Source organism: Nitrospiraceae bacterium (assembly GCA_020632595.1).
GTDB lineage: Bacteria > Nitrospirota > Nitrospiria > Nitrospirales > UBA8639 > Nitrospira_E.
The window spans coordinates 121473-144915 of the sequence record JACKFF010000002.1 but is presented as its reverse complement, the minus strand read 5'-3'; the positions used below and the strand labels follow the sequence as shown (position 1 = coordinate 144915).

The 23443-nt window shown below is 52.1% G+C and carries 21 protein-coding genes; 4 read left to right on the top strand and 17 right to left on the bottom strand.

Features of this window, described 5'->3' with window-relative positions; all coding sequences use genetic code 11:
- Positions 1-278: 278 nt before the first annotated feature.
- Positions 279-752 (bottom strand): Slp family lipoprotein, encoded by a 474-nt coding sequence (locus tag H6750_05820; protein ID MCB9773827.1) that lies wholly within the window; start codon positions 750-752, stop codon positions 279-281.
- A gap of 222 nt (positions 753-974) precedes the next feature.
- Between H6750_05820 and H6750_05815 the strand changes: the two genes are divergently transcribed.
- Complete coding sequence (locus H6750_05815) at positions 975-1253, top strand: DUF211 domain-containing protein (protein ID MCB9773826.1); 279 nt, start codon at positions 975-977, stop codon at positions 1251-1253.
- Between the two features lie 2 nt (positions 1254-1255).
- Positions 1256-1843 carry a hypothetical protein gene (locus H6750_05810; GenBank protein ID MCB9773825.1) on the top strand — a complete coding sequence of 196 codons (588 nt, stop codon included), beginning with the start codon at positions 1256-1258 and terminating at the stop codon, positions 1841-1843.
- A gap of 147 nt (positions 1844-1990) precedes the next feature.
- Here the strand turns inward: H6750_05810 and H6750_05805 are convergent, their stop codons facing one another.
- The 10 genes from H6750_05805 to tdh form a co-directional block, all read right to left on the bottom strand.
- Positions 1991-2521, bottom strand: a complete 531-nt coding sequence (locus H6750_05805) for a YeeE/YedE family protein (protein MCB9773824.1) — start codon at positions 2519-2521, stop codon at positions 1991-1993.
- A complete protein-coding gene (locus H6750_05800; GenBank protein ID MCB9773823.1) occupies positions 2518-3066 on the bottom strand; it encodes a YeeE/YedE family protein in 549 nt (182 codons plus the stop codon). Before H6750_05800 ends, H6750_05805 begins: the two co-directional genes overlap by 4 nt.
- A gap of 145 nt (positions 3067-3211) precedes the next feature.
- Positions 3212-3592 carry a response regulator gene (locus H6750_05795; GenBank protein MCB9773822.1) on the bottom strand — a complete coding sequence of 127 codons (381 nt, stop codon included), beginning with the start codon at positions 3590-3592 and terminating at the stop codon, positions 3212-3214.
- Between the two features lie 253 nt (positions 3593-3845).
- The gene (locus tag H6750_05790) at positions 3846-4958 is read right to left on the bottom strand and encodes a Glu/Leu/Phe/Val dehydrogenase (GenBank protein ID MCB9773821.1); all 1113 of its coding nucleotides are present in this window, start codon (positions 4956-4958) and stop codon (positions 3846-3848) included.
- A 57-nt stretch (positions 4959-5015) separates the two neighbouring features.
- Positions 5016-5975 (bottom strand): pyruvate synthase, encoded by a 960-nt coding sequence (locus H6750_05785; GenBank protein MCB9773820.1) that lies wholly within the window; start codon positions 5973-5975, stop codon positions 5016-5018.
- A complete protein-coding gene (locus tag H6750_05780) occupies positions 5972-7213 on the bottom strand; it encodes a pyruvate synthase (GenBank protein MCB9773819.1) in 1242 nt (413 codons plus the stop codon). Before H6750_05780 ends, H6750_05785 begins: the two co-directional genes overlap by 4 nt.
- Positions 7207-8100 carry a 2-oxoacid:acceptor oxidoreductase family protein gene (locus H6750_05775; protein MCB9773818.1) on the bottom strand — a complete coding sequence of 298 codons (894 nt, stop codon included), beginning with the start codon at positions 8098-8100 and terminating at the stop codon, positions 7207-7209. The genes H6750_05780 and H6750_05775 overlap by 7 nt, the downstream gene beginning before the upstream one ends.
- Positions 8101-8116: 16 nt before the next feature.
- Positions 8117-9835 carry an AMP-binding protein gene (locus H6750_05770; protein ID MCB9773817.1) on the bottom strand — a complete coding sequence of 573 codons (1719 nt, stop codon included), beginning with the start codon at positions 9833-9835 and terminating at the stop codon, positions 8117-8119.
- A gap of 11 nt (positions 9836-9846) precedes the next feature.
- Positions 9847-11037, bottom strand: coding sequence for a glycine C-acetyltransferase (kbl, locus tag H6750_05765; protein ID MCB9773816.1), 1191 nt, complete (start codon positions 11035-11037; stop codon positions 9847-9849).
- Between the two features lie 62 nt (positions 11038-11099).
- A complete protein-coding gene (tdh, locus tag H6750_05760; protein MCB9773815.1) occupies positions 11100-12134 on the bottom strand; it encodes an L-threonine 3-dehydrogenase in 1035 nt (344 codons plus the stop codon).
- Between the two features lie 1013 nt (positions 12135-13147).
- Here tdh and H6750_05755 point away from each other — a divergent pair.
- Both H6750_05755 and H6750_05750 read left to right on the top strand, forming a co-directional pair.
- The gene (locus tag H6750_05755; protein ID MCB9773814.1) at positions 13148-14089 is read left to right on the top strand and encodes an ABC transporter substrate-binding protein; all 942 of its coding nucleotides are present in this window, start codon (positions 13148-13150) and stop codon (positions 14087-14089) included.
- A 13-nt stretch (positions 14090-14102) separates the two neighbouring features.
- Positions 14103-17021: a response regulator gene (locus H6750_05750; protein MCB9773813.1), complete on the top strand. Its 2919-nt coding sequence runs from the start codon at positions 14103-14105 to the stop codon at positions 17019-17021.
- A gap of 364 nt (positions 17022-17385) precedes the next feature.
- On the opposite strand, the gene H6750_05745 is transcribed toward H6750_05750, so the two are convergent.
- The 6 genes from H6750_05745 to H6750_05720 all read right to left on the bottom strand — a co-directional run bounded on the left by H6750_05745 (position 17386) and on the right by H6750_05720 (position 23088).
- The gene (locus tag H6750_05745; protein ID MCB9773812.1) at positions 17386-17574 is read right to left on the bottom strand and encodes a hypothetical protein; all 189 of its coding nucleotides are present in this window, start codon (positions 17572-17574) and stop codon (positions 17386-17388) included.
- A gap of 165 nt (positions 17575-17739) precedes the next feature.
- Positions 17740-18012, bottom strand: a complete 273-nt coding sequence (locus tag H6750_05740) for a hypothetical protein (protein ID MCB9773811.1) — start codon at positions 18010-18012, stop codon at positions 17740-17742.
- A gap of 379 nt (positions 18013-18391) precedes the next feature.
- Positions 18392-18994, bottom strand: coding sequence for a sel1 repeat family protein (locus tag H6750_05735; protein ID MCB9773810.1), 603 nt, complete (start codon positions 18992-18994; stop codon positions 18392-18394).
- 87 nt (positions 18995-19081) lie between these two features.
- On the bottom strand, positions 19082-20890 hold the full coding sequence (locus tag H6750_05730; protein ID MCB9773809.1) for an ABC-F family ATP-binding cassette domain-containing protein: 1809 nt from the start codon (positions 20888-20890) through the stop codon (positions 19082-19084).
- Positions 20891-21205: 315 nt separating this feature from the next.
- The gene (locus tag H6750_05725) at positions 21206-22405 is read right to left on the bottom strand and encodes an NAD(P)/FAD-dependent oxidoreductase (protein ID MCB9773808.1); all 1200 of its coding nucleotides are present in this window, start codon (positions 22403-22405) and stop codon (positions 21206-21208) included.
- A 344-nt stretch (positions 22406-22749) separates the two neighbouring features.
- A complete protein-coding gene (locus tag H6750_05720; protein ID MCB9773807.1) occupies positions 22750-23088 on the bottom strand; it encodes an STAS domain-containing protein in 339 nt (112 codons plus the stop codon).
- Positions 23089-23443 lie beyond the last annotated feature (355 nt).

The following is a 23443-nucleotide window of genomic DNA, read 5'->3' as shown; positions in this document are numbered from 1 at the left end:
TTGCCGTCATTAATTATTAAAAATCTCTGTATGGAGATTCAGTCGATATCTTAGACGCCCGGGCGTGCCTAAGGAAAGAACCACTTACCCCGTCACCCCCTCCGAATAGGAGGAAAGAGGGACACCTTCAATTATTATATGAATCAGCTAAAGATGCTGAGGAGAAGTGAGAGAAAAAAACTGAATAACTCGGAGGATGAGGGTATCGATTCATCTTCAAACGACTAGCCAAATGCGTGATGAGGAGCAAAACCTATAACGGAAAGAGCAAATCGACACTAAAAGCCGATACCCAACCCCACCCCGCCACCGACCCGTCCTCCGGTGCTTCCACCACCAAAAATGCTGTACCAGGGACCAGAGTGGCTTGCTTGAATCAAGGCCGGATCTTTCCACACATACAAGTACCTGATTACCACTGCGGGAAACTGATAGTCCATTTCATCAAGCTTGGCTGAAACCGTCCCCGTCACCTCTCCTACGAGAGTGACCTGAGTATTCCCCGAGAACATGGCCGGGTCAAGAAAGGCCTTCTCCATAGCCATAAACCGGCCTTGTGAGTCGGTGCGAGTTGCCACGGGTCGTTGATATTCATCCAAGGGTAATTGCAACACCTCAAGCCGGGTACCTTCCGCAAGACGCCTGGCTGACAGAACCTCTCCTCCAAGCATGAGCATCTTTCCCTGATAGGTCCCAGGATGTTGAATCACTTGCGAAAATGTGAGTGTGGGATCAATCTGATTCTGAAGCATTTCCGGTATCTCCACGGGCGACGACGCGCATCCCACCGCACTCACTAGCACCAGCACCAAACACCATATGAGATGTTTCCGTTTCAGCTTCATCCTCGCTTCGGCATAATCCGGCGTCACTCTCTTTTGGGATTCTATGAGAAAAGAGCGGTTACATTCCCTATGGAATGCGATATTATGTCACGGCTGTGTTGTTCTCTGTATACAGGAGCGCGATACCAGATGGTTCAGATCAAACGCATTGTCCTTGATGTCCTCAAGCCTCATAACCCTAACGCCCTTGACTTTACCACGGCCATTGCAGAAAAAGTATCTGGGTGTCGAATCAAATTAACAGTCGCGGCGATGGATGAAAAAACAGAAACCGTCTTGCTCATCATTGAGGGAGAACATGTGCCTTTCAGCGCCATTAATGAAGCCATTAGTTCTCTGGGGGGATCGATCCACAGTATCGACGAAGTCGATGTGGAGAATGGATCGGTCGATGCTGAACCCGCTTAACCATGGCGTCCCTGATTGCAGAGCTTACCTGGCTTCTCACACTCACACGTTCCCATCTCATCGCACGCCGGTACTTTGTCGTCAATGGATTCGACGGGGCACTCACGATGCTGGGTCTGCTGGTGGGATTCGCTGTGAGCGACGAAGTCAGATTGCCCGTGGTCATCAATGCCTGCCTCGGTGTGGCTATTGCCCTGGGGATGAGCGGCATTAGTAGCGCCTATATCAGCGAAGCCGCGGAAAAACGCAGGGAACTCAGGGAGCTTGAAAAAGCGATGGTGACCGATTTGAGGCAATCAGCTCATGGACGAGCCGCTCGACTTCTACCGGTCGTTATTGCCTTCGTAAATGGGATCGCTCCGTTGGCCATCTCTCTGGTGATCCTGTTACCCTTGTGGGCAACTCCACTGCTGGAGCCAATTGGTCTTCCTCCACTGGAATCGGCATTTGTCCTGGCCTTGATCATCATTTTCCTGCTTGGCGTGTACCTGGGACGCATCAGCCACACGTTCTGGCTTTGGGCGGGCCTTCGCACCCTCCTGATTGCCGCCGCCACCACCGCATTCATTTTCGCCTTACGCCCGGAATAATCCTCTTTCAGTATCCCAACATTCCCCCGCCTTTTACTGCATTTGAATTCAACCGTTCGTCCTCTATGACAAACCGAGCTGATTCTTTACCGCATCGGGGGCTTGCTATCAGCCGTTGAGACCGAGGCTTCGTTCTTCACTGAACGGTTAAAGTCCTTTTCCCTCAAACCAACGAAATAAGAGAAGGACTCCGGCCCAAAACATCGGAATGATGATCCACGCCGACACACCCAGCGCTTCCGGCAGGGCGATCTTTCCAAAATCTTTCCAGGCCAGAACCGTTGATGCGAAGAAGGGATAGAGTTCCGCATAAAGAGCCGCTCCTAGCAGCATACCCGCCACCGCAAAGCCTGCATGCCATCGCCCTTCGCCCAACGCACCGATTGAGGTACCCGGACAATATCCCATCACCGCCCACCCGGCTCCAAATAACGCTCCCCCAACCAGCACGGCACCGAGATTCATCGGTTTATGGCTTAAGGTCACAAGTCCTGCATCCGTCAGCCAGGTTATCCCGACCATACCAACGAGAATCGCAGACAGCATAAACTTCAAGATCGTCATATCCTTTAACAACATGGCCCCAATTTGTTTTTCGAAACGCAACACCCGACCTTTCTGCAAGAAAAATCCAAACAATACCCCCGTCCCCAGACCCAGCCACTGATCGACGCTCATGACATTCTCCTCCCATAGACGAGAGCGGCCACTATCACCCCCACTCCGAAGAACATGGTCATGGCGACCAATCCACTCACCGAGAGTTGCATCATGCCACTCAAACCATGTCCTGAGGGACAACCGTCAGCCATTCGCACACCGATCATGGCAATGATCCCTCCCAGAAGGGCCCCTATGGCCCGTGTCATCAGGGATGGCCCAAAGTGTTCTTCCCATGTCGGTGGGAGACGCTCCAGTTTGAAGCTTCGGTCTGTCGCCGAGGAGATCAATGCCCCAAAGAAAATGCCGAGAACCAACATGAATTGCCAATCAACACGCACCTTTTCTTTAGTAAAATATTCATTGACGGTGACATGCTCCGGAACCACAGTTTGTTCAAGCATGCCGGCCGCACGCACGAACGTCGTCGACGCTCCCAAGTAGGTGGTCTTTCCCATCAACTGGGTTGTGGCATACACCGAAACAATGGCCAGCAGACCAACTAAGCCTCCCGCCAGATAAGGGCTCCATCCGCCATCCTCTGTTTTCCACTTCACATCCATAAGGACTTCCTCCTCCTTGCATGTTCGATCATTTGTCTGGAGAAAAACACCTGTGCGGCCGACATGTGAAAAGAACCAAAATGAACAACAATAAAAAAAGGACAGGTCTTATCCAGGATACTGACGGAGGAACGCGTTCCTGCGCTCAAGCGTCAGATTCTGAAATGGCCTGACGAACGACAACCAGCAGGTCTTGTAAATTGTAGGGCTTTTGAATAACTGCATAGACCCCTAAAGCACGGACCTGTTGCTCTAATTCAGGAGTCAATTGGCCAGAGTACAGGATCAAAGGATGGGTGGAGATATAGGATTGTTGAGCCAGTCGTTGAATGAATTCCACACCCGTCATCACGGGCATCTGGTTATCGGAAATCACAAGATCAAAGGACCTCCCTTGCTGGATCAGGGCCAATCCTGCCGCCCCGTTTTCCGCTTCTTCAATGCTATACCCTTGCGCCTCAAGGAATTGCTTCAAGGCTTCCCGGGCCATCTGATGGTCGTCGACCAGGAGGATATGTTTCATCACGTCAAAAGTCCTTGTTTTTCTTCTCCTTGAAAGAAAAAAGCTATCGGTATGTGTCACATAAACCCCTACCAAATCTGGAGGATTTGTGCTCTTTCTGTCAGTCCTATGATTATTGTATCAGTTGCGTCCAGGATCCGTAGCTGTTGAGAACCGTTCCACATCATGTGCAATACCTGAGACCATCCGGTCAGTGACCACCAGGCCTCCTCTCCCCCTTATCCGTCGCCACGGCTGGCACCAGAGATCGCTCTCGTTAGTCGCAGGACCGGAAGGTCATCGCTTGCAGGACTCGTTCCCGGGACAGATCCATAGCCGCTTTGCGAGGCTCAATTTTTTTCTTCAGGCTGCGCATGAGTACTTCTTCCGTATTGCGTCGGATTTTTTCTGAAATGGCCTGGAAAGCCTGAGCTTCATTCCCGCCATGGTATTCCACGGAGGCACAGATCACTCCTCCGGCATTGGCGATAAAATCAGGAATAGTCAAGATACCCCGTTGATGCAAAATGGTCTCGGCCTCGGGCGTGGCCGGAATATTGGCTCCCTGCAAAATCAACTTGGCTTGAATGGAATCGACATTGTTGAGGTGAATGCAATCCGGACGGGCGGCGGGAATAAGAATATCGCAGGGCAAACCAAAAATTTCCTCTTGACCCAGCTTCTTGCCTTCCGCATACCCAAGAACACTACCCGATTCCGCTTTGGCTTCTACCAGGTCGGCAACAGAGATCCCTCTGGGATCATACATCGTTCCCCGACTATCACTGGCAGCGACGAGTGTGGCGCCTTTGTGTTGCAGGAAGGTGGCGGCATGCTTCCCAACGTTGCCAAAGCCTTCGATGGCCACAGTTGCGCCTTTAAGCGTGAGGCCGCATGAGGCTGCCGCTACCTCGGCGCATTCGGCAAGCCCGAACCCCGTAGCCCCGATCTCATCAAGTGGAATGCCGCCAAGCACCCGCGGAAGACCCACGGCCCGTTTAATTTTGTCATGGATCCAGCCCATGCAGGTCTCGTCTGTTCCCATATCCGGCCCGGGAATATACTCCACAAGATCGCGAATCGCATGGGCAAAGGCTCGAATCAAGCGGGCCTTTTCGGGAGTTCGAGGGTCGGCCAGGATTCCGGCTTTGCCCCCGCCATGCGGCAGCCCGGCGGCGGCATTTTTAAAAGTCATCGCTCTCGCCAGACGAAAGACTTCCCGCGTGGACACATCCGCAGCCATGCGCACCCCGCCGATCGCAGGACCACAGGCGATATTGTCGATCACCACTATTCCCCGCAAACCACAGGTTGGATCATAGAGATGCACAATTTTCGCCGGCCCCAGGTCATCACAGTATTCTTCAAAACTCCAACAGGTTTCTTTCATGCGGGCACTCCTTTTTAACATCACCATCGGTTCCACATACGCGAAACAGTCAACCCTTCAGGTCCTGGAATCCATGTCCTCAGTCCTTTTGACCTGCTCCCAGTATTGATCCACATGTTGTTGAATCGTCTGCAAAGCTTCCGTATGGGGTTTGGGTTCAAAGAGATGTCGAAAGCGCAACTGCGGACGCAGATACTCTTCAACGGGAAGAAACCGCGTCGGGATAAACGTATGTCGCACAACGCCCCCCACCGCTTCCTTAAGAGGCCAGATGCCCGTCTTCACGGCCAGATGGGCCAACTCATCACCCAGACGCGGATCAAATCCCCATCCGGTCGGACACACCGCCAGCGCCAGAAAGAGCTTGGGACCCTTGATAGCCAGGGACCGATGGACTTTTTCCGCCAGATCGACGACTTCATGAGAAGCCACGGTCGCGACGTAAGGAGGCTTCTGGGCCCGCCAGATTTCAAACAGATCTTTCTTCTCCTGGAAAGTCCCTTCGGGCTCCTCCTGCCCAACCGGCGAGGTGGTCGTCCGAGAGGCAAATGGCGAGGAACTCGACATTTGAAAGCCCGTATTGCCGTAGGCCTCATTGTCATAACACAAATACCAGAAATCCAACCCGCGATGAATGGCCGCTGAAGTTGCCGACAGCCCCATGTCGTAGCTTGAGCCATCTCCGGCCAGCACCAGAACCTTCATATCATCCTCGTCAGAAAGTTCTCCCTTGGCCCGCCGGATATCCAAGGCATCCCGGATCCCCTGAGCGCCCGCCGCCACGCTTCCCATCGTCGTATATAACCAGGACGAGCGGATCGGACTATACGGATATGTCGCCATCAACGTCATGCAGCCGGCCGCATTGACGATCACCACTTTTTCTCCGAGCACCTTGTGCATCAGGCGAAGCGTCGTCAGTCCTCCGCATCCCGCGCACAACGGCGCACCGGAACTCAATTCTTCTTCCTGAGGGAGGTCCTTGGGGCTGCGATAACATTCCCGTTTCACTTTCATGATGCTGTTCCCTCCAGGGGCTTTCCCGCCACACTCAAGGCCGTTTTAACCTGTTGATACTCCGGATCGGTATACAATAACTGACAGGGAACAGGGCCATCTCCCGGCCTGGCCTTATCCAGCACCTCAAGGACATGATCAAATTCCGCCTGACTGATATCCTTTCCGCCAAGACCTCCGACAAAAGAACGCATGACCGGCGGGCGCTCGGGAGCCGTGGCCAGCGCACCGGCCACTTCCTGAAAGAGAATGCCGCCTAAGCCCGGCGAAATATTTTGATCGATCACCCCCACGGCTTTCCGCCCGGCCAGCGATCGAGCCAGGTGCCCGACAGCGTGTGGTCGAATCATCCGCAACCGGACTAATCCCACTCTTCTCCCCTGCTCCCGCCAACGGTTGACCGCAGCCTTCCCCTTGGTGGAAAACGAACCGGCCATCACCAGAACGGTCTCGGCATCATCCATACGATACTCATCCAGAGCTCCATACCTCCGCCCGAACAGCCGGTAAAATTCCTCAGCCACTTCTTCATGCACGTTCAATGCGTTCTCGACCGCTCGGTGCATTTGATAGCGAAAGTAGCTGTACGCAGCCCCATCCAAGACCGCCACACCCTGGGCCATAGCCTGCGACCCCTTGAAAACAGGATGGTGCGGTCTAAAGGCCGGCAGAAATTCCCGCACAAGCTTGGCATCAGGAATTTCAACGGGTTCGCGGGTAAAGGACAGAAAGAACCCATCCAGATTCACCAGAGTCGGCAACGACACACGAGAATCCTCGGCAATGCGAAATGCCATCAAGACAGAATCGAGCACTTCCTGACAGGTTTCCACATGAATTTGAATAAATCCGGTATCGCGTGCCGCGAGCACATCATTGTGATCCGGCCCAAGTGTAATCGGGGAGGAAAGCCCCCGCGAGACATTCACCAACACAAACGGCACCCGCCATCCGGACACCGTATAGAGGGCTTCCATGGCATAGATCAGCCCCTGACTCGACGTCGCGGTAAACGTGCGAACGCCCGTCGTGGCCGCTGCACCGGCGGCGGTCACCATGGAATGCTCGCTATCCAGAGTCACAAATTTTCCCCTTAAGGCCCCGTCCGCAAACCACCCGGCCAGGGTTTCGATGATTTCCGTTTGAGGGGTAATTGGAAAAGCCGGGACATAGTCGACTTGCGCAAGACGCGCTCCCCAGGCAGCAGCCGAATTGCCGGTGAGCATTTTCCTCACCATGCCCACACCTCCTTCTTACTCCCGATGGCATGCCGCGGGCATTGTTCCAGGCAGATCAGGCATCCTTTGCAATGATCATAATCAATGACAGGATAGCCCTGTTCGTCGAGCGCAATGGCCCCGTCAGGACATCGCAGGAAACACAGCCCGCAACGCGTGCAGGCTTCATAATCGATTTCAGGTCGTTCGGTTCGCCAGGCGCCGGTCTGGCGCGCGTCCGCATTGCCCGGCGCGAGAATGCTCGGCGTTCCCAGGAGAACAGGGTCGTAGGCCATGTCGTGAAGACCCGCCTTCGTCGGAGCTTTCCCCGGCTGAATGGCCACCTTTTCCAACTCCCCGTAAATGACTGTCGCCAAACGTAGGTTTTTCTCAATCATGGGCGCATCCAGTGCCAGTTCCTCCAGTTCAGCTCTCACGGCCTCGCAAAGCTGATCGTCAGAGATCATCCCCGTGAGGCGGACAGCCACCGCTCCCAACCCGACGCTCAGCGCAGACGCTTTTCCGATGTGATCCAATGTCCGTTGAGTGACATCAAGAGCCACGGTGCGTGCGCAGACGGTGATGGTCTTTTTCAGTGCTTCAAGATTCCCCGTGTTGATAAAAACGACAGAAGCATGTTCGACGCCACTCAAGACGCCTGTGGCAGGCGATTCCAGTAATGTTTCATCGCCACAAATGATGAGATCCGGTTGCGTGATCACACCTCGCTCCAGAATAGGACTCGTATCAAGACGCGTAAAGGCGGTCACAGGAGCCCCGCGCCGTTCAGCGCCATAGACCGGAGAATCCTGCACCTTATAACCGGCGAGGAATGCAGCCGTGCCGACAATACGGCTGGCTGTTTTAATGCCATGTCCCCCACGGCCATGAAAGCGAATGCGAATCATGCGACGTCCTTCCGGTTTAAGATGGGGCACCCTTCGTGAGCCATTGGGACGCGATTTCCCTCATACGAAATTTCTGGATCTTCCCGGTGACCGTTAACGGAAACTGGTCGACAAGCCACACGTAGCGGGGAATCTTGTAATGGGCCATGTGCCCCTTGGCATAGGCGCGAAACTCGTCCGGTTCCCCTTGTTGCCCTTCGTGCAGCTTGATCCAGGCCGCCACTTCTTCTCCCATTTTGGAATCGGGAACCCCGAATACGGCGATTTCGGCGATCTTGGGATGGCGAAAGTAGAACGCTTCGATCTCTGCGGGATAAATATTCTCCCCTCCGCGAATGATCATGTCTTTGAGCCGTCCCGTAATTCGCAGATAGCCGTCATCATCCAGAATCCCCAGATCTCCCGAATGCAGCCATCCCGCTTCATCAATGGCCTCACGGGTGGCGTCCGCCTGCCCATAATATCCGCGCATCACATGATAGCCCCGGAAACAGACTTCACCCTGGTGATTGGTCGGTACCACACAACCTGTCTGCACGTCGATCACCTTGACCTCCTGGTGAGGAAGATTGGTTCCAACGGTTTCAACCCGCCTCTCGAAAGAATCGCCGAGTCTCGTCAGATGCGTAATGGGTGACGCTTCAGTTTGCCCGTACCCGATCAGGATTTCCTGACACCCCATGTCCTCCATGACACGTCGCACCAGTTCCGGGGGGCACGGTGCCCCCGCCATGATCCCGGTGCGCAAAGACGACAGATCAAACCGGTGAAATTCCGGATGCTCCAGTTCTGCAATAAACATGGTCGGCACACCATAGAGCGCGGTGCATCGTTCTTTTTCGATGGCGGCCAGGATCGCACCGGGATCAAAGTGATCCGCAGGGATCACGATGGCAGCCCCGGAGGTGATACACGCCAAATTCGCGACCACCATGCCAAAACAATGATAAAACGGCACGGGAACACAGAGCCGGTCTTCCGGGCCAAAGTGCATGGTCCTGCCGGTAAAATAGCCGTTATTGAGAATGTTGTGATGCGTCAACAGCACCGCTTTGGGAAATCCGGTCGTGCCCGACGTAAATTGAATATTGATCGGATCATCGGGATCAAGTTCCGCGTCGCGGGCGGAAAGCGCCTCATTGGAAACCTTTTCTCCTCTGGCCATGATCTCGACCCAGGTGAAAAATCCCGGCTCCGGGCGTTTCGTGTGCTCCGGATCGACAGGGTCATAGACGACCATCCCTCTAAGATCCGGAAAATGGGAAGAGACAAATTTCTCCGGCTCGATTTCGGTAACCTCCGGACACAAGTCACTCATCATCTCCACATAGTGCGATGTCCGGAAGGAAGGAATGAGAAACAAAATTTGCACGCGTGCCCGTGTCAGGGCATGATGCACTTCGTCCACGGGATAGGCCGGATTGATATTGACCAGCAAAGCCCCGATGCGGGCCGTGGCCATTTGGAGCAACACCCATTCAAGATTATTGGTCGACCAGATGCCGACACGGTCTCCACGCCCGACGTTCAGCGCCAGCAACCCTTTTGCCAGTTTCGTGGCCTCCTGGTGAAACCCGGCATAGGTGAACCGCCGGCCCTGTGGAAGGGAAACGAGGGCTTCAGCTTGCGGACAGATCTTGACGGTATGTTCGAAAAAACTCCAGATTGTTGCCCCAAGCAGAGGCGTGTCTCCTCCCCGATGAACATAGGAACATTGTCGATTATGGACAGTCATACCGTCATGGGTTATGGGATGACATCCAATTCCCGTCCTACTTTCTCAAAGGCCTGAAGAGCCCGTTCCAACTGTTCATGGGTGTGAGCGGCTGACATTTGCACCCGAATGCGGGCTTGCCCTTTGGGCACCACCGGAAAACTGAATCCGATGACATAGATCCCCTCTTCAAGCAACCGCTGGGCCATACGTGTGGCTAATTCCGCGTCTCCCAGCATGACAGGAATGATAGGATGGTTCCCCGGAACCAGACGGAAACCCAAAGCCTCCAGTTGGCTTCGGAACATTCTCGCATGCTTGTTGAGCGTGGCCCGCAAATTCTCACCCTCCCTCACAATGTCCAATGCCTTGAGGGCCGCAGCCGTGATAACGGGGGGCAAGGCATTGGAGAACAGATAAGGCCGCGAACGTTGCCGGAGGAGCGCAATGATTTCACGCCGCCCGGTGGTGAAGCCGCCGGCACCTCCACCCAAAGCTTTTCCCAGCGTGCTGGTCAGAATGTCCACGCGATCAGCCACCCCAAAATGTTCCGGAGTGCCTTTCCCGTTTCTACCCAACACTCCTGTGGCATGGCTGTCATCAACCAGCACAACGGCATCATACCGCTCAGCAAGCTCAGTGATGCGATCGAGCCTCGCGAAATCGCCATCCATCGAGAAGACACCGTCGGTGGCAATTAGACGAACCCGTGAGCCGGCAGCTTTCTGCAGGGCCGTTTCCAATTCCTGCATGTCGGAATGGGCATACCGGAACCGCTTGGCCTTACAGAGTCGAATCCCATCGATCAGGCTCGCATGATTTAAGGCATCACTGATGATGGCATCCTCTTCATTCAAAATCGTTTCAAACAGACCGGTGTTGGCATCAAAGCAGGAGGTATACAGGATGGTGTCCTCAGTACCCAAAAATCGACTGATGTCTTCCTCTAATTGTTTGTGCTGATCCTGCGTCCCGCAAATAAACCGCACGGAGGCCATGCCAAAACCATATTGGCGAAGCCCTTCCTCGGCCGCCTGAACGACCTGAGGATGGTTGGCCAACCCGAGATAATTGTTGGCACACAGGTTGATAACCTCACCCTGCGCTACACGGATGCGTGCTCCTTGCGGTCCAAGGATTTGCCGTTCGCTTTTAAACAAACCGGCGGAACGTATTTCTTCCAGTTGGGCTTGAAGGAGATCTTGGAAGAATTGGTAGGCCATACGAATTTTTGACCTTTGAACATGTGGGGAAACTCATCATGTGATGAATTTCCTTTTTGGGGTTAAGGCAACATCACAACCTTGCCGCATTGGCCTGCATTGACGAGATCAAACCCTTTGGCAAAGTCAGCCATGGGAATGGTGTGGGTCACGACGGGTCGAATGTTGAGCCCTGCCTTAAACAATCCGGCCAACCGGTACCACGTCCCGAACAACCGGCGGCCCGTCACCCCATAGACCCGTATACCTTTGAAAATAATTTCATTGGGCAAATCAAAGCACACCTGCCCCCTGGGGATGCCAAACAAAGTCACCCGCCCCCCGTTTTTCACGGTCTGAAACGCCAGATGTAAGGCGACCGGATCACCCGACATTTCCAACGCAGCATCCACTCCCTCCCCTCCCAAGAGATCGGACAAGGAGGCGCCCAAGACCTCGGGCGATACCGTGTTGGCATTGAGCACATGGTCGGCACCAAGCTGCGTTGCTAATTGCAGACGATAATCACTGATATCGGTCGCAATGATACGTGCAGCTCCCGCAAGGCGGGAGACGGCAATCGCGAACAATCCGGTTGGGCCACAACCAGTTACAAGAACAGTATGCCCGGTTAGATCTTCCGCCAAGGCGGCATCGACCGCATTGCCCAATGGTTCATGCAGACAACCCAACTCCGGTGGGATATCACCTGCTGTTTTCCACAAGACCCGTTCGGGAAGAGAGACGAATTCCGAATAGGAACCATCAAAATCAATGCCTAAAATGCGATAATTTTTACAAACATGCGCCTGGCAGGTTCGGCATTGAAAACAGACACCACAAGTAAGATGAGACTCCGCCGCCACCCGATCCCCGACTTTGACCGAGGACACCTCACGGCCCACCTCCACCACTTCACCGAACATTTCATGCCCGATAATCCTGGGAAGATGGATACGGTGGCTCGCCCATTCATCCCAGTTATAAATATGTGCATCCGTTCCACACAAGGAAGTTGCCTGCACACGCACCAGGCAATCAGAAGGACCTAGTTGGGGATCCGGCCAGTCCATGAGAGTGAACCCTTTTTCCGGTTTTGTTTTCAGAAGGGCCTTCATACCAATTTTGAGAATCTTCCCCGTTAAGAGATGTTCTGTTTTACTCCAAGAAAAATTTTTCGTGTCTAACTACATTAGACGTAAATGACAAAGAGATTTCACGGTCCTTCACGGTCCGCGCTTCTCTTTTGACTTTTGCCAATTTCTGAAATCCGTTCGTTATAACATGTCATTACTACCTGCACGGCATCACGGCATGTTGGGAGAAGAACAACCGCGTCTTCCTTTGTTTTGATATTTTTCCAAGGGAGGCCCTCTATGATCTATCCCTTTCACAACCTGGGAATTTCCCCCCTTGCTTACACTCACCGTTAATCTGACTCTCGGCTGCTCCCTAATCCTCAATCCCACTAACTTGAAATCAACACCCCTTTTATTGTCTCACAAGAACTACAGCAAAGGTTATGCCTCCTCAAGGAGAAACTGTATTTTTATCAGTAGGAAGAAATATGCTGAAGATGATCCACTCCTTTTGGCCTTTATAATTAAGGGTAACCTCCCTTTTTTTTGCTTTATAATCTCTGCTCATCATTTTCAATTCTGCCAAATTAAGGGACTAAAAGGGCTATTACTTTCAAATCTCTGCGGCATTTTGCCCCACCTCATTGGCCTGTGAGTTCAACCCTTCCCCATCCCCCTCATTCCTGGTTGCTCTTTCATGTACCCAACTCACTGAAAAACATAAAGGAGAATCTATCCCATTCCGAAAGGGATGAAGATGCCCTGGCCTTATACACAGAAAAAGGTTGCAACCATTTTGGATTTTCCTTCGGCTGCTGCGGGCCCGGTGGCTTTAGCAAAGGAGTGTCCATTTCCATCAAGATTATTGTCTATTTCCTCAGTTTCTCCGCGGGAAGGAGAACAAACGACGGGAGGTGTCACGCCACCACAGTTCAATAATATGGCGCTCCGGTTCCAATGGGGCATCTGCGCCGGAACCATATTACCTAGGATAGACGCGGGTACCGCATCAGTATGACTTCGGAGCTTTACATGACAGCGCGAGACACTCGATGAGATATTCCCGGCGAAGACCCTTTCACCTGCTCTTGTTCACGGCTGTGCTTCTTTCTTGGTCAGTTGCTCCGGGTGGAGCAGAACCCCGGATCACCATCCTCATGACTCAGCAAAGCGATACCTATCAGGATGTGCGGAAGGGTTTTCAGCAGTATTTAGACAAGAAGGGAATCGCCGTGGAATATGATATTCGAAACTTTGAAGGACCTGCCCAGAAAACAGACATGATTCTGCAAGCCATGAAAGCGACACATCCTTCGCTGGTCTTGACCCTGGGATCTCCTGCGACAGAAGCCGTCATTCGTGAGGTGAAGAACATTCCGATCATTGCCGGAATGATCATGAATGAAACCGAACTCACAAAGGCAGAGAACGCGACAGGAATTGTGTTGGAATTTCCTCTGCAAACACATATTTCTTGGATCCAAAAGCTGTTGCCTGATAAGAAAACCATTGGGGCGTTGTTTAATTCCCGGGAGAACACCGGGACCGTTGAACAGGCTCGTCAAATAATTGAAGACTCCGGCCTGACTTTCTATGCCAAACAGGTGGAGACCCCCCAGGAACTGCCCGATGCCCTGGACAGTCTGCCTGGCAACGCCGACGTTCTGTGGGGCTTCACGGATTCTGTCGTGTTTTCCCCGGAAACCGTCAAGGGTATTTTATTGTTTTCCTTCCGGAATCGGATTCCCTTTGTCGGCCTTTCCACGTCCTGGGTCAAAGCGGGAGCAGTATACGCGCTGGATCGGGATTACGTGGATATTGGCGTTCAATGCGGAGAACTAGCAGAACAAGTCCTCAAGGGGGTAAATATTCATACACTGAAACCCCAATCGCCTCGAAAAGTGTTGTATGCCCTTAACCTCACCTCCACCAATCACATGCACTTGAATTTTTCAGATGGAGTCATAAGGGGTGCTCATCCCGTGTTTGAGTAAGCGACCAGGAGATATGATGAAAAATCTACGGATTAACCTCGTCACCAAATTCAATACCCTGATTCTCTCCTTGATTGTCATTATGGCCTTAGGGATTGGCCTCATTGTGGCTCTCGTCCAACAGAATCATCAAATGGAAGCCCTGCATCATCATGGAATGGCCGTCGCCGCCATGGTCGCACAGGCGGGAGAGTATGCGATGTATACCGAAAATCAGGAAGCTCTCCGCCAGGTCATTGCTCAACTGGACACGAATCCAGACATTGCCTATGTGGCGTTGCGTAATGCTCGGACCAACATTCTTTTATCCAAATCCATCAATGAATCTATTCAAATACCTATGATCGATCTTCAGGGAAAAACCGTATTCCCGGCTGACATTCGCTCCTATAATGCAGTCAATCACGGTGACGGCCAAACCTATTTGGAATTTCTGGCCCCCGTCGTCACCCAACCCCGTACCGATGATTTATTTTCCGCAACCGACGCCGTTTTACCTCAGGCGAAAGTCATTGGCTTTGTGCAATTTGGATTCAATCTCAAAAGATTAGAGGAAAAACGAGCAACCTTTCTCCAGTCACTCGCCTGGTACACCCTATCGTTCGTCCTCCTGGCCGGTCTCATTACGATTCTTTTGGTTAGAAAAATAACCTCACCTGTCAAAAAACTTGCCAAGGTCGCAAGGGATATTACCCAAGGCAATCTCGACCAACAGATGGAATTCACGATCGACACAAAGGATGAAATTCATGATTTGGCCGAGTCGTTCACTCAAATGTTTGACTGGTTGCGCCAGTACCGGCGCGAAGTGGAATCGTATCAACAATCCTTGGAGGGAAAAGTTGCTCAACGAACTCAGGAGCTTAGTCAGGCCAAAGACGAGGCACTTCATTTGGCCGAGGACGCCAAAGCGGCCAGCCAGGCAAAAAGTGAGTTTCTTGCGACCATGAGCCACGAAATCCGTACCCCGATGAATGGAATTATTGGCATGACTGATTTATTGCTGGATACCGAGTTGGCAAAGGATCAGCGATACTATGCCACCACGGTCAGAAATTCGGGAGAATCCCTGCTCACAATCCTGAACGACATTTTGGATTTTTCGAAAATCGAAGCCGGAAAACTTGAATTTGAAACCATTCCTTTTGATCTTCGTCAGGCCGTGGAAGAAACGTTGGAACTGGTCGGGGAACGAGCCCTGAAAAAAGGGCTGGAATTGGTGGGATGGGTCACCTCCGATGTCCATGCGACAGTCATGGGGGATCCCGGACGATTTCGTCAGGTTTTACTCAACCTTCTGAGCAATGCCATCAAATTTACCGAACATGGTGAGATTGGAGTACAGATCATGCGCCTGGAAGACGGAGAGCATGACACCAATATTCGCGTTCAGGTTTCAGATACCGGCGTGGGAATCTCCCCGGAAGCTCAGAAGAAAATATTTGAATCCTTCAGCCAAGCCGATAGCTCAACGACCAGAAAATACGGGGGAACAGGACTGGGGCTGGCGATTTGTAAACGCATTGTGGAGTTATCCGGGGGTACCATAGGGGTAGAGAGTCAATTGGGACAGGGAAGTGTCTTCTGGTTTACCCTTCGTCTCCAAAAATACTGGCAAGACCTACCGTCTCCCTTTGATACCGATCAAACAATTCTGGAAGGGCTTCGAGTGTGTTGCGTGGATGACAATGATACCAACCGGCATCTCTTAGCCCAGTATGCGGAGGATTGGGGTATGCGCGCGACTTCTGCGTCTTCCGGTATGGAAGCCTTAGCGGTGCTTCGAGCCGGTGTGGCCCGGGAAAAACCCTTTGATCTGGCTATTCTCGATATGCATATGCCCAACATGGACGGACTGGAATTAGTCAGAGCCATCAAGGCTGACCCCAGAATTCAGAATGTTCGCTGCCTCCTCTTGACCTCGCTCGGAAGGCGCGGTGATGCCAGAGAGGCGCAACGCGCGGGATTTCAGGCGTATCTGACCAAACCGGTCCGAAAGATACAACTGAAACAAAGCTTAGTAGCTGTGATGGCCCCCGAACAACCCACAGAAATGGCGAATCAGGAAACTTTGGTTACTTTGCATTCATTCAAAGACATTTCCACGAAACAGCAACCGAGTACCATCCTTGTGGCAGATGATCATACGGTGAATCAGGAATTGGCTACACTTTTATTACACAAACTCGGGCATGAGGTGGAAGTGGTGTCAAATGGTAGGGCCGCGATTGCAACTCTTCAGAAAAGGCCGTTTGCCCTCATCCTGATGGACTGCCAAATGCCGGACATGGATGGATATGCGACCACCAAAGCGATTCGAGCCTTGGAAGGAGAACAACGCCATACCCCCATAATTGCGGTGACGGCTAATGCCATGTCCGGGGATCGAGAAAAATGTCTTGCCGCCGGAATGGATGATTACTTAACCAAACCCATTAAACCGGATAAGCTCCGGGATATGCTCCATCGCTGGTTACCACGAGAAGAACGAACGGCCCTACCACTCCATCATAGTGACGACGGCGTACACCTTCGAAATTCCCCCACGCATTCCGATTCATTCAAACCCGTATCTAGCGAAACTCAACCGTTTGATGCTGAGAGGTTGGCCGAATGGCGTACATTGGGGGGAAACGAATTTGTGAGCAAAATCCTGAAAAATTTTATTCGCGAAGCATTGGAATGCGTCTCGCAGGTTCAAGAGGCTGTCACGACAGAAAATTGGGAAGATTTAACTCTAGCGGCACATGGGCTCAAGGGCATCTGCCGAAACGTCGGAGTGCAAAAATTGGCCGAGTTGGCTTTGGCATTGGAGCAACATGATCGCCATGAATCGTTTGAGATGGTCCGTCTCAAATTATCTGCTCTCCACCAAGAGTTGGATCGAATACAATATGCCTGGCAGCATGAAGCGGTCCAACCTTCTACATAAACTTCTATCAGGAACATGCCACACTCGGATGGACAGGAACAGGACAGGAGCTACGGGCAATGAGGCTACCTAAAATAGCCTGGAAGGATTCCGGGTCATCCTCGCGTTCCTTGTAGCCAACATCTGATTCCAATAGACCTGTTTAGGAATGAGGCCACTACACCATGGAATACATAATGCTGGTGCACTGCCATGCCCGTTTTTATGCCATGAAGAGAGGACCAAAGATAACAGGAACAAAGATGAAGGCAGGGATTTCGGATAATAATGCCAACCTTAACTGAACACGCCTGGATTTGGGAAAGCGTCCCAAGAAGAAAACGGGTATCGGGATCGAAGGATCAGTGAGAAATTGCAGGACTCACTAGTATTGGGGTGGTTGCGGGCCTGGCCGTATCCCAACTAAATCCGGATCTTCCCCATCAAGCACTCGAGGAGATTCTTCGCTTTCTGACTTCCGTTGCTCACGACGGGCCTCCTTATCCTGTTGCTTCATTCTTTTGACCATCTCACGATTTCGTTTGGCCTGGGTCACTTTTGTCGGTCGTCCCATTGATCTTCCTCCTTTCGAATAGGATTTCACGCCTCCGGCTCCATCGTTGGTTGAGCTGGGAAGCTTTCCTAGGCTCTACCAATATGCCGGACGATCTAGTTTGAGGCACCGGCCCTCACGAGTCTCCATGTGCCGACTCTCGGCCAGCCAAGGAGCCTACCTGCGTTACGTGGACTCCCTGCGCGCTTTGGACAATGGCTTTCCCGAGGTCGAGGAACGGGAAATTTTTTGAGGCACCACATCAAGGCGAGTCGCGCTATCCTGATCGAACCCAGGACTCGACATCATTAGAACTTGTCGGCGAACCTCATCGATCGGCATGGGAATTTTTTCTTTAGAAGGGTCAGCGAGGCCAAGGAGATCCCAACGGATTTTCGGTTCAGGTTTGAATGTTTTTCTATTTCTAACCTTACCACCCCACTTCATTGTCAGCTTCATTAGAAGCCTCCTTCTGTGTAAAGAACCTTGCTAATCATGAGAAAGAACTCACACCGTCCTGTCGAACGGCAGGGAAAGCGAGGAGGAATGAAGGCCATGCTCCCTCACGAAATGATCGTCGAGATCAATCCCCCCTGGAATGATAAGGCAGGAAAGGCAGGAGAACCACCATCGCTTGCACCGTAGATCAGGGTAGCACTCCACTGGTAGGGAGTCAAATACAGGGAGAGATTGCAGTCGCGGAATTAACGCCTAACCTTCCAATCACATCACATCTTTCAGAGTCCTGACCTCTCAACGACCGGAATCACTCACGGCAAATGGGCAAGGGGAACAACTCACATCTCAATGCAGGGGGGATCCGACATATGTCTAATGTCTAAAGGGCAACCTCTTCACCTTTGGGTTTCCATTTCCGTGCAAGATCTGTTGCCTCGCTGATCTGAGCAGCGGACATCTCCTGCGAGAGGAGATCTAAAGCTTGGATGGACGGATCCAGGCCCTGCTGTGCTGCCAGATATGCCCACATATAGGCTTGCACCAGATCCTGCCGTACCCCTTCTCCCTTATAGTACATGAGGCCAACATGATTTTGCGCACCACCATTGCCCTGTTCGGCGGCCCGCAGAAACCAACGAAAGGCTTCTTGATAATCCTGCGGAACACCCAAACCCTGGCGGTACATCGCCCCGAGATTGTTCTGAGCCCTGGCATTCCCCAGATCGGCTGCCCGGCGATACCACAATCGAGCCTGCTCAAAATCCTGTGGCACTCCCTGCCCATACCGATACATATAGCCCAACATATTTTGCGCCTCGGTATTTCCCTCTTCCGCTAAGGGTCGCCATTCAGACAGCGCGGCGGGAAAATCCTCTCGCAAATATGCCTCCTCTCCATCCTCATAACCGGCCCATGCTACCCCTCCCCAACAGAGCAGGAGAATCATGATTAGTCTCAGAATGATACTCGAGAGGATCTTCATGTCATGACTCTCTTTTGCCTCATGGCAGGGTCAACTTATAATCGGATTACGACCAAGTTTCACAGGCGCTCATATGTTCATTGTACTCTACGCCTGTTGCTTGGCTTCAAGTTCCGCCCATCGGGTATACAAGCGTTCCACTTCCTGTTCGGCGGACTTGAGATTTTCATAGGCTTCTTGAAGCTTGAGATGATTTGCTGCAATTTTGGGATTTTCCGTTTCAATTCGGCACAATTCGAGTACCGCCTCGGCATCAAGGACCCGTTTTTCTATCGTGTCATACTCCTGCTGATCACGAAACGAAAGTTTTTTTGCTTTTGGCCGTTCAGCCGTGGCACGGACACTCTTTGTTTGAGTGCCGGTCTGATCTTTACCTGATCGTTGCCGGCGAAGCCAGGATTCCCATTGTCCATAATCGGCAAATTGCCCGTATCCTCCCTGCCCGTCTAATCCGACAAAATCCGTGCAGACTTCCTCCATCATGTACCGATCATGGGTGACCAGAATCAAGGCTCCGGGAAATTCCTTTAAACTTTCTTCCAACACTTCTCGCGTCGGAATATCCAAGTCGTTCGTAGGCTCATCCACAATCAACACGTCGGCGGACTGCAGCATTAAGCGGGCAATGACCGCCCGGGCCTGCTCGCCACCGGAAAGCAACTCAATAGGGAGATCTAATTGTTCAGGCTGAAACTGAAACCGTTTGGCCCATCCAGCCAGATGCACGGTCTGGCCCCGGTACATGACGGTATGTCCCGAATCCGACAACGTCCGCCGCAGGGTCATCTTTGGATCGAGTTGATCACGATTTTGATCAAAATATACGACTTGCAATTTATCCGCATACGTCACGCTTCCCTGATCAGGCTCCAATTCCTTGGCAAGCAATTTCAACAGGGTGGACTTCCCCGAGCCATTATGCCCTAAGACCCCGGTGGCAGTTCCCGGTGAGATGACCCAGTCCAATTTTTGGATAATTGTTCGAGGGCCAAACGTCTTTCGGAGCTGATGGACAACCATTAACTGTTTTGTGCGACGACCCGAACCGACAAAATCGATGGAGGTTTCCTCTTGTCGCAAGCGCACCTGGGTCTCCGCTAATTCAGCCTGCAACGCGTGGGCAGAATCTATGCGGGACTTTGCTTTTGTGGATCGAGCTTTGGGACCTCGACGAAGCCACTCTTCTTCCCTCCGAACTTTTCCGGCCAACGCCTGAGCCTGTTGAGTTTGGCTATTCAGAAATTCTTCCCGCTTAACCAGAAACTCCTCATAGCCTCCCGGAACAAGAAATATCCCATCCGGATATCTCCGATTTATTTCGGCAATCTTATTTGTCGCATGCCCAAGAAACCATCGATCATGACTCACCATAACCCAAGGCCATGGAGCCTGGGCCATCACCTGCTCCAACCAACGCATTCCTTCCAGATCAAGATGGTTCGTCGGTTCATCCACCAGCATGACATCGGGCGCCTGAACAAACCCACAGGCAATGGCGAGCCGTTTTTTCCATCCGCCTGAAAGAGGACCTACGAGCTGATCACCCTGAGCAAACCCCATGCGTCCCAATGTCTCCTGCACTCGAGCCACACAATCGTGGGCGTGCAGGCCGGAAGCCAAGGCCGCTCGTTCAATTTCCTCGGCGACCGTAGACTCCGAATCGAAATCAGCCTGTTGGGGAATATAGGCAATGCGAAGATGCTGCCGTCGAGTGACTCTTCCCTCATCCGGCTGTTCAAGCCCGGCAAAAATTCGAAGGAGTGTACTTTTCCCCGATCCATTCGGCCCGATAATTCCGATCCGGTCTTTTTCTGAAACGCCTAGGGTCAGTTCCTGGAAGAGACGCTTGGTCCCATAGGCTTTGGTAAGCTTCTGTCCATAAATCAGCGCTGACATACGTATCACACTCCTTAAAAGTCCGACCTTCATAAACTAGGACATCAATATTTTCACTTTCCCACATGGAGAACGACTCCATTCCTGCCAGACCGGACTCACGCAGAAAAGGACCCGTTTCAACATCTCTCCCTCTAAAGCCAGAAACCAGCCCGCAGGATCTGCTTGCTGAAGGACCACCTCGCGCACTCGTCTGTTGAAATGGCATGAACGCCGAGCGGCGTTGGTCAGGGCTAACCTCGAATATCATTATCCCAACAGCAGACCATCATCACTCCCTGTCCTCTCCACCATTCTTACGCTTCACATCCCTGGTTATGAACACCCAAATGGACGTTTCAGTCGTTGGAGAATTTTGGCCCAAAGCGTCTGATACGTTTCCGTTCCCTGTAAGAGTTCGCAATAGCGCCCGAGCACCCGTTGATAGGCGTCGGGAAAGGTCCGGCCCGCCCACCAATGGCAAGATCGAGGTAATCCATAAATGATGGCTCCTAATCGAGAAGCTACTCGAAATTCCAGTGCGAATTCAGCTTCCGCACTCTTTTCATATTCCTCCAACCGATGTCTTGGATCCCGTATGGAGGAGGCCACACTGGCTGCCGCCAATTGTCCGGATCGAACAGCATAATAAATACCTTCTCCCAGTAACGGATCAACCAAATGACCGGCATCGCCAACCAACACGGCCCGATGCCGCACCAAGCTACCGGTCCACCGATGCCCAGGGCGAAACGCCGGATGATGGGCAATTGGGAGGGGGTGCCCGAGTGGAGAAGGAATCGCAAGCCCCGCTAAAGCGGATTCATGATTGATAAAATCCTCAAAACTGCGTTTAGGACGATTTCTGCCACGAATAAATTCGCCCACACCCAGCGATAATCCATTTTCCTTCGGAAAGACCCAGCCGTATCCTTTTTTCGCTGCGCGTAAACTGATTAGTACGGTTTGTGTGCGCTGAAACGCATGAGGTGTGTCTCCATGATATTCACTTTCCAAGGCAGGAATATTTCCGACCTCTCGCCCCCGAAAACATTGTTGAGCCACCACACTCATCGCTCCATCGGCTCCGATGACCACCCGGCCGCGATACCGTCCTTTCCCTGTGGTCACTTCGACCCCATCCTCTAATTCCTGAATGGCGACAACAGACTCCTCTTCCCGGATCTCTACTCCAGCCTGCCGGGCTTTCTCGACCAACCATTGATCGAAGGTCTGGCGCATAACCATGTAGGCCACGGGACGCGAACATTCGACAATGAAGGAATCCGTTCCCCCGTAAATAAATTGCACACGATACACCGTCCCCTCAATAATCGCTTTGAAATCGGCCGGGAGAATTCGTTCAATTCTAGCTGAGAGCCCTCCGCCACAGATTTTGTACCGGGGATGCACCTGCTTATCAAACGCCACCACGGACATTCCCAATCGGCTCAATTCATATGCGGTCGAAGCCCCCGCAGGCCCCATGCCCACGACAATCACATCGTACTGAAAGGAATGAAGAGGAGGAGTCACAGATCAGAGATGAACCGTTGTGAAAATGGACCTACGAGAAAAACCTGAACAGGTTAGAGAGGAGGAAGCTATCCGTTTACAAAAACTGTGTCCTCTTTCGAAAATCTCCTTCTACTGTACTGGAATTCTCCCTCCGTTGACTACCCCTTCATCACACCCGGAGACAGACCCCAACGCCGATAGTGGAGCCTGATAGCCTCGGCATGGAGGATGCTTGACCTCCTCCTCCCCATGAGCTGGATGTGGTCAGGTAAGAACAGATGGGTGACCCGTCAGAGAATCCCGGAGGACTCCTCACCAAAAACAGCCAACTGGGAAAAGAAAAGGAGGGAGAGATAGGAGAGCTAAAGCACAGAAAATGTCGAAAATTCCGGATCCGTTGTGTACATGGGAATGATCTTTTCCATATGCATTTCGGATAATAGGGTTTTCACCGGATCCTGAGGATTCACAATAATCATGCGGCCTTTGAGTTTCAGGAACTTCTTGGCAAGGAGCACCAGAGCCCCTAACCCCACACTATCCAAAAAGGTCACCCCTTGAAAATCCAGGATAAGCCCTTGTGAATTCGAGTCTGTATATTTTTCTGCAGTCTCCTTAAAGGCATTTTTTGAAAAAATATCCAACTTTCCTGAAAGACTCACGACCGGCAAGCCATTCATGTTTCGTTCTTTAATAATCATGGCTAGGCAGTACTCCTTCTTTTTCCATGACCCTCTCGCAGGTAAATTACCCCATGTTTTTTGGCTTTGGTGGGTCTATCGGATCATTTAGAGAGAATCTTGAGAATTATGGCCTGATTCATGACCTTTCAACGGCCTGACTTGCTCCCTCGGCCTCTTCCCTGGATGAGACATGAACTCTCAAAAATCAGAGGAAGGGTCAACAGGAAGGAAAAAGAATAGGGTTGAGGAATATCTGCCCGAGAAGACGAAACGGACTCCCTTGTGCCTGAAGACCTGACATAAAAAGGTGGGAACCCCACAAAGACAGGCAAGCCGCTGGCAGGAAGCCAAACACATGAAGCGGATTTATTCT